Annotated in this window: 7 protein-coding genes; all 7 read right to left on the reverse strand. The window is 70.9% G+C overall.

What is annotated here, in order from left to right; genetic code table 11:
• A partial coding sequence (locus D7V80_RS39335; protein ID WP_147447371.1) for a threonine/serine exporter family protein occupies positions 1-428 on the reverse strand: 428 nt, incomplete at its 3' end.
• A complete protein-coding gene (locus tag D7V80_RS39340; RefSeq protein ID WP_147447372.1) occupies positions 425-1,888 on the reverse strand; it encodes a hypothetical protein in 1,464 nt (487 codons plus the stop codon). The genes D7V80_RS39340 and D7V80_RS39335, both read right to left, overlap by 4 nt.
• Before the next feature lie 4 nt (positions 1,889-1,892).
• Positions 1,893-3,650 carry a SulP family inorganic anion transporter gene (locus D7V80_RS39345; protein ID WP_120592923.1) on the reverse strand — a complete coding sequence of 586 codons (1,758 nt, stop codon included), beginning with the start codon at positions 3,648-3,650 and terminating at the stop codon, positions 1,893-1,895.
• A gap of 117 nt (positions 3,651-3,767) precedes the next feature.
• On the reverse strand, positions 3,768-4,670 hold the full coding sequence (locus D7V80_RS39350) for a bile acid:sodium symporter (protein ID WP_120592924.1): 903 nt from the start codon (positions 4,668-4,670) through the stop codon (positions 3,768-3,770).
• A complete protein-coding gene (locus D7V80_RS39355) occupies positions 4,670-5,665 on the reverse strand; it encodes an HAD family phosphatase (protein ID WP_199738977.1) in 996 nt (331 codons plus the stop codon). Before D7V80_RS39355 ends, D7V80_RS39350 begins: the two co-directional genes overlap by 1 nt.
• Before the next feature lie 390 nt (positions 5,666-6,055).
• Complete coding sequence (locus tag D7V80_RS44065) at positions 6,056-6,205, reverse strand: hypothetical protein (protein ID WP_370452626.1); 150 nt, start codon at positions 6,203-6,205, stop codon at positions 6,056-6,058.
• Between the two features lie 176 nt (positions 6,206-6,381).
• The coding region (locus tag D7V80_RS39365) for a hypothetical protein (RefSeq protein WP_370452627.1) at positions 6,382-7,415 on the reverse strand (1,034 nt) is incomplete at its 5' end.

Below are 7,415 nucleotides of genomic sequence, written 5' to 3' on the forward strand. Positions count from 1 at the left end.
CCGCCCACCCGCGCCGCCACCGCCGCGCCATAGACGCCGTAGGCCACGAACACGAGCCACTCGGGATAGGGCGCGTGCGTGGTCAGGATTCGGTCCAGCTCCGCGCGGGCCTCGGGCAGCCGCACGCGCCCTTCGGGGATGGCTTCCGCCAGCCGCAGGAGCGCCGCGGCCCGGCCCAGGTTCCAGTGCGGGTCGAAGGGCAGCCTCTCGAAGGCCACGTGTGTACTCCGCGAGGACACCACCTCCGTCATCGCCAGGCTCTGGAGCGTGAAGACCTCCACGTCCAGCCCCCACGCCTTCGCCGCCCGGCACACGCGCGCCTCCACCAGCAGCGACGGCTGGTAGGCCAGGTGCAACGCCTTCGCCAGGTCCAGCAGGAAGGCGGAGGCCGCCTCCTCGTCCACCACGCCGTCGTGCCCTGGCGTCATGGAGAGTCCGCCTTGGGGACTTCCTCCACGGCGCCCTTGCCGCTCGTGGCCTTCGAGTCCTTGAACGAGAAGCTGGCGCCCACCAGCAGCGTGGCCTGGAAGAAGTGGACGTCCTGGGTTCGCATGGGGGTGGACAGGCCCAGTTGCTGGAGCGTCTCCGCGAAGCGAGCGGTCTGCTTGCTTCCCCACGCCAGGTCGCCGCCCAGCGTGAAGCGGGAGCGGCCCAGCACGAAGTGGATGCCCGAGGCCACGTGGTACAGGTCCCAGCCCCCGACCAGCGCGTTCGTCGCTTGCGTCTGATCCAACGCGCTGAAGTCCGTGTGCCCGCTCAAATACACCCGCACCCGGTCCCCCAGCGCCTGCTCCACGCCCAGCGCCCCGTTGAGCAGCGGCTTGAGCGCGAAGGCGTAGTCTCCGTTGAGGGACTCGGTGGTGCCGCGCGGCACGATGGGCTCGGCGTCCACCAGGGTGATGGACGAGACGCGCGCGTAGCCCTCCAGGGACGCGTACACCGCGGTCGACTCGCCGAAGCTCCGGCTGACGCCGAGCGCCGCGGACCAGGAGTTGCGGAAGTGCGCCGGCAGGTCCTCCTGGAAGTCGAACACGGGCGCGGGCGCGTTCGTGTCCACCCCCTGGGACAGGACGGCGCGCTCGAACCCCACCGAGCCCCGGCCCCAGAGCGACAGGCTGGGCGTCGTCACGGTGAGCCCCACGGCCCAGGGGCCGTGCTGGTAGCTGGCGCCCAGCTTCAACAGCACCCGCACGTGGTCGAACTCCAGGTCGCGGCCCAGGGTCGCCAGCAGCTGCTGGCCGGCGGCACCGGAGCCCTGCGCCTGCGTCTGGAAGCGCAGCTCGTGATGCCGGGTCGCGACGAACGGCGTCAGGCCCAGGCCCAGGTGCTCCGTGACGGGGTAGGCCCAGGAGACGCCCGTCCAGAACTCGCTCACGGTCTGGTCCAGCCGCACGTCCGTGGACAGCGAGTCCAGCCCCTGCACGCCGGCCAGGTCCGTGCCTGGCCGCGTGCCGCGCGACTGCAGGCTGTAGGAGAAGCCCTGGCGCGTGAGCAGCGAGTAGGCCATCCGGGACTTCCCCAGGAACCCGAAGCGCAGCGAGCCGGCGATCAACGACGGCAGCACGTCCACGTTGGAGTCGGACAGGTCCTTCCCCTCGCCCTGCCCGTCCTCCACCTTCAGGCGCGTGTATTCGTACACGCTGCCGGTGAGCTCCAGCTCCGGCGAACCCAGGAGCGCGAGCGCGCCGGGGTTGTAATAGACGGCGCTGATGTCATTCGGGTTGCCCACGAAGGCGCCGCCCAACAGCCACGCCCGGTTGCCGAACTGCCGCGTGGTGTAGTGCGCGTCCTGCGCCAGCGCCGGCACGGACAGCAGCAGTCCCAGCACCGCGCCCGTCACCGCGCCCGTCACCGCGCCCACTCGGGCCTTGGATTGGATTGGCGTCATGGCGTCAGTGCACCTGTGGCGAGGAGACGGACTCGCCGCTCCAGGCGGTCCGCGCGTCGTCTCGCGATTCGAGGTAGGCGCGAACGGCCGCGCCCACGGTGGGAAAGAGACGGTCCTCGCCAATCCGCGCGGCCAGTCCGGAGCGCTTCAACGTCCGGCGCATCGGCGCGCGCGCCTGGGCCACGGCGAAGACGAGGCCTTCGTCCGTGAGGTCGTGGCGCACCTTCTCCAGGCTCTCCGCCGCGGTGATGTCCAGGTCGAACACGGAGGACGCGTCCAGCACGAACCACTGCACCGGGTGGCGCGAATCAGCCACCAGCCGGTGCACCTGTTCGCGCAGGAAGCGGGCGTTGGCGAAGAAGAGGGGCGCGTCGAAGCGGTAGACGACGAGGCCGGGAATCGTCTCCGCGTCCGCGTGGCCCTCCACGTCGTGCCAGCCGGGCATGCCCTCGCGCTCGCCCAGCACGGCGTCGTGCGGGTGCGCCGCGCGGCGGATGAGGTCCACCAGCGACAGCGCCACCGCGATGAGGATGCCATGGAGGATGCCCAGGAAGAGCACGCCCAGCATGGTCACCACCGCGAGCACCGCCTCCACCGGCCGCACGCGCCAGAGCCGGAGGATGGGCTTCACCTCCAGCAGGTACACCGCCGCGACGATGACGATGGCCCCCAGCGTCACCAGCGGCAGCTTCGCCAGCAGCGGCGTGAGGAACAGCGAGAACACCAGCACCACCCCGGCCGCGACCACGCCGACGAGCTGCGTGCGCCCCTTCATGGCCGCGTTGACCGCCGTGCGCGAGTCGCTCCCCGTCACGGGGAAGCCCTGCGAGAGGCCGGTGAGCAGGTTGGCCGCCGCCTGACCGATGAACTCCTGATGGGTGTCCAGCCGGTAGCCGAAGCGGTCCGCGTAGACGCGGCCCGCGAGCACGGAGCTGGCGTAGTTCACCAGCGAGAGGCTGAAGGCCGCTGGCAGGAGCGTGCGCACGTCGTCGAAGCGCAGGGAGGGCAGGCCGAAGGCGGGCGCCGCCGCGGCGATGGGCCCCACCACCTTCACGCCGCCGTGCTCCAGTTGGAACGCCCAGGTCACCAGCGTGGTGAGCACCACCATCACCAGCGGCGCGGGCCAGCGCGGCAGGAAGCGGCGCATGGCCACCAGCGCCGCGACGATGCCCAGCCCCAGCACCAGCGTGGGCTCATGCGTGCGGCCCACGTTCGCCGCCACCTCATGCAACTGCCCCGCGAACTCGTTCGACCTGCGCTCCAGCCCGAGCATCCGGGCCAGCTGGCTGCCGATGATGATGAGCGCCGCGCCGTTGACGTAGCCGATGAGGATGGGCCGCGACAGGAAGTCCGCCAGCGCCCCCGCGCGGCACAGTCCGCACAAGAAGCTCACGACTCCCACCATCAACGCCAGGAGCGCCGCCAGCGAAGCCAGCCGCTCCGGTCCTCCGCCCGCCACCACCGGGCCCAGCGCCGTCGCGGTGAGGATGGCCGAGCCCGCCTCCGGCCCCAGCATCAGGTGGCGCGACGGACCGAACAGCGCGTACGCCAGCATCGCGAAGACGCCCGCGTACAGCCCCGCCACGGGACGCACGCCGACAATCTGCGCGTAGGCCAGGCCCTGGGGAATGAGCATCGCGCCCACGGTGATCGCGGCCAGGACGTCCGCGCGCAGCCACCGCCGCTCGTAGGTCCGCGCCTGCTCGACGCCCGGGAGGAAGCGGTCCAGGACATGCGCGGCCGTGGCCGTGGTGCGCTTCATGGCCCTTCCCCCCGTGTGCCTGGCCTCCCGAACGCAAGGAAGGGTGGAGGCCCCCGGGCCCCACGGCATCACCCACGGAGGTGCGTTGCGCGCATCGGCTTCACGACAGGAAAGGGCTCACGTGCCCGCGGAGGTCCGCCTGCCCGACGGCAGTGACGGCCCGCCGCCACGCTCGGACGCCTGGTGGCGCTGGTTCCAGAGCAGGTACGGCACCATGGCCACGGTGCGGATCAAGAGGTACAGCCCCATGACGCCCAGCAGGCTCTTCATGGGATAGGTGCTGCCGCCCAGGCAGAAGGCGAAGGCGGGGTTGCCGAAGACGGCGGAGATGGCCAGCGCCGTGCGGTCCCCGGGCCGGGGCCGGCCGGCCACGTGTCCCAGGGCCGTGGCCCCCAGCGTCACCACCACCATCGCGGCGATCGCCCAGAAGTGGAGGCGCTTCAGCAGCGGGAAGCTGGCCACGACCAGCGCCAGCGCGGCCACGGCCAGGGCGAAGTTGAAGTAGAGCTTCACCGGCTTGCGCAGCCGGTGCGCCCAGCCGGGCGCCACCCTCTGGAAGCCGATGCCGAGCACGAAGGGCACGAGGAACGGGAGGATGACCCTGCCCAGGAGCACGCCGTACGGTGGCGACTGGATGGCCACGGGGAACAGCCGCTCCAACAGCTTCAGGGACAGCGGCATCAGCACGACGGCGACGAGCGACAGGGTGACGGACAGCGCCAGGGTCAGCGGCAGGTTGCCCTTCTGCTTGGACACGACGTTGAGCGCCATGGGCAGCCCGGGGCAGAACGCCATCAGCGCGATGACGCCGGCCGCGACGGGCGGCACTGGCAGCACCTTCACCACGATGAGGGACAGCAAGGGCACGCCGACGAGGCACACCCCCAGTCCCCGCGCGAACACGGGATGGCGCGCGCCCTGGCCCAGGTCCGCCAGGTGCCACGACAGGCCCTGCGACAAACCGAGCGCGACGATGAAGGTCGAAATCATCAACCCGATGAAGGCGTGCAAGGCGTCCATCACCGTCCCTCCTCCGGGAAGATGCGCTTCCAGTCCTGGCGCATGCTGACCACGGTCCAGCCGCCTTCACGCGCGGCCTTCAGGGACGCGTCGTTCTTCTCCTGGTAGGCGAACTCGCGCTCCGCGTCGTCGTGGTTGATGAGCAGCGAGAAGCCGGGGCGCGGCTGCTCCTTCGTGTACTGGAGCATCTGGATGTCGCCGCCCGACCGGACGTTGCCCGCGGCGAACACGGGCCGCCGCCCGATGTGCTGCTCGATTCCCACCGGCTTGCCGGCCTTGTCGTTGACGTGGTCCAGGCGGGCCTCGCGCCGCAGCACCGGGTGGCCGTCCCCCTCGTCGAACTTCTCCTTGAGGTCGCTGCCGATGACCTGCTGGGGCGGGATGCCGTAGGTGTCCTCGGAGACGACGCGCATGAAGTCGGTGCCGCCGCCCGAGGAGATCCACGTCTGGAAGCCATTGGCGCGCAGGTACCGGAGCAGCTCCAGCATGGGCGCGTAGGCGAGCTGCGTGTACGGCACGCCCAGCTTCGGGTGGCGCGCGGTCTGGAAGAAGGCGCGGGCCTCGCGGGTGAGCTCATCCGGCGTCTTGCCCGCGTGGGTGGCGGCGACCAGCGCCATCAACTGGGGCTCCTCCATGGAGGACAGCAGGGCCACGTCCCCTTCCAGCACGGCCTTGAAGGGCTGCCGCTTCCCGAGCGACGCGTCCTTCTTCACGGCCGCCTTGACCTGCTCCAGCAGGAAGGCGCCCTGCACGACGGGCTTCTCCTGCCAGAGCGTGCCGTCGTTGTCGAAGGTGGCGATGCGCTCCTCCAGGGGGATGTAGCCGGGGCCGCCCTCGGTGGTGGCGCGGGTGACGAAGTCGATGATGGACTGCTTCACCGGGCCGTCATTCCAGGACGGCAGCGGATCCGCCGCCAGTGCCTGGAAGGGAACGGCGAGCAGCAGCGTCAGCGCCCACGGCAGGCAGGCCGGGCCCTTCCCTGTGCGTCGCCTCACGGTCGCCTCCTGTCCGGTGCAATCCCAGACATGAGGTTGGGAACGCGGGGGTCACTCCACAACGCGGCGTGGAGGGCGCGGGAGGAGGGCCCGCTGTGCCCGGCCGGCCATGAGGAGGCGACATCTGGCGGAGGGGGAAACGGCGCGGCACAGGCCCCCCATGAGTCCGAGCAGCAAGCAACGCGTTCGGGCTCCCGCCATCAGTCCTCCCCCTGCCTGTGCCGCGCCCGGGGATGAAGCTGGTGAGGAAGTGGAGGAGGTCGCCACGGAACGCGGGTCGCACGGGGATGTCCGCTGACGCGGCGGGGCGCCTGCCGTCACACGAGCTCGCGGCGGCGAGGGAGTGGACAGGAACCAAGGTCCCGGGCAGTGCGACAGATTGGCGCCCGCTCACCCCGGGTCGAGCGCCCAGGTGCCTTCAGCCCAGCGCTGGAGGACCTGCTGGGCCCCAAAGGGAATGAGCCCCTCTCCCTGCGCGGCCTCTTCCAACACCGACCTGGCATCCTCCGTGCGATAGCGCAGCAGGAACGCCGCCGCCATCACACGGACATCCATCCGCCCGACCGCGAGTCCCCACGGAAAAGAGCCTCGTTCTGGGCCACGACATGGTGCGCGAACTGTTCCACGAGCGCCTTGGTATCCATTACCCGCAATCCATCCGGACATTCTCGATGGCTTGCAGCCCGAAGTCACACTCCGCCGCGAAGAGTCGTTCCTCAAGCGTGGCGCCAGCGCGACGACAGCACCGTCAGCGCGAGGAGCGCACCGCCCGCACCAGCAAGCACCCTCAGGGGCCGTCGCAGCCGCTCCCCCAGGGCCTCCAGCGCTCCGGCCGTGACCTCCCGGCTCGTGCGCCGCAAGAGGTCCTGGTTGCGTGGAGCCTGCCGCCAGCGGAGTTCCTCTTGCGTGAGCGCGCTCCCCGCGCCCCGGACGGTCGCCGCCGCGGTGCGCTCGGCGAGCTTCGCCAGGGATGCGCCCATCGCCTCCGCGGATGCCTTCGGATTCGTCGCCAGCTCCTCTTGGAGGCCCGCCGCCAGTCCCCGCACCAACCCCTGCCCTGCCTGCTCCACCAAGCTCAACAGCCAGGCGGAGTCCTCGCGCAGCGTGGACTCGACGCCCACCACCAGCCCCCGGCCCACCTTCGAGGCCACCTCCTCCCCCAATGGCACCACGCCGCGCGCGTCCTCCAGGATGGCCGGCAGGGAGTCGTGCAGCTGCTCCGTGGCCGCCTTCACCACGCCCCGGGCCATCACCTGGGCGCGCTCACCCGGCGTGCGAATCTCATCCGTGCGGGAATGGGCGAACGTCACCACTTCGTCGAAGAGGTGGTTGAGCCTCACCATGAAGCCGTGGAGCGGCAGGCCCCCTTCGTTCCACTCCCGCTCCAACGCCTTCAGCGCCCCCTCCATGGCCGCACCCGCCAGCACCTCGGTCGCCCCCCCCGATGCACCAGGTTCACGCTCGGCGGCTTCGTGCGCCATGCGGCTCAGCACCGTGAGCAGGTCCTGGAGCAAGGTGTGCAACTGACCGTGGCCGTCAGGGACCTCCTCGCGGAGCCCGTCCGCCGTGCCGCGCACCACGCCAGTCGCGATCTCGGTCGCCACCATGCGCTGCAGTGACAACGTCAGGTTGCGCAGCACCTCGATGGGTCCCGTACGGCCCGCGACTCCCATCTGCGCACCTGTCCTTCCAGCGGGGGTTCCCCAGGAGGATTTGAACCCCGGCGCCCCCGGGCAATGCCATCCAGCCA

The sequence above is a fragment of the Corallococcus sp. CA054B genome (genome assembly GCF_003611625.1).
Taxonomy (GTDB): Bacteria; Myxococcota; Myxococcia; order Myxococcales; family Myxococcaceae; genus Corallococcus; species Corallococcus coralloides.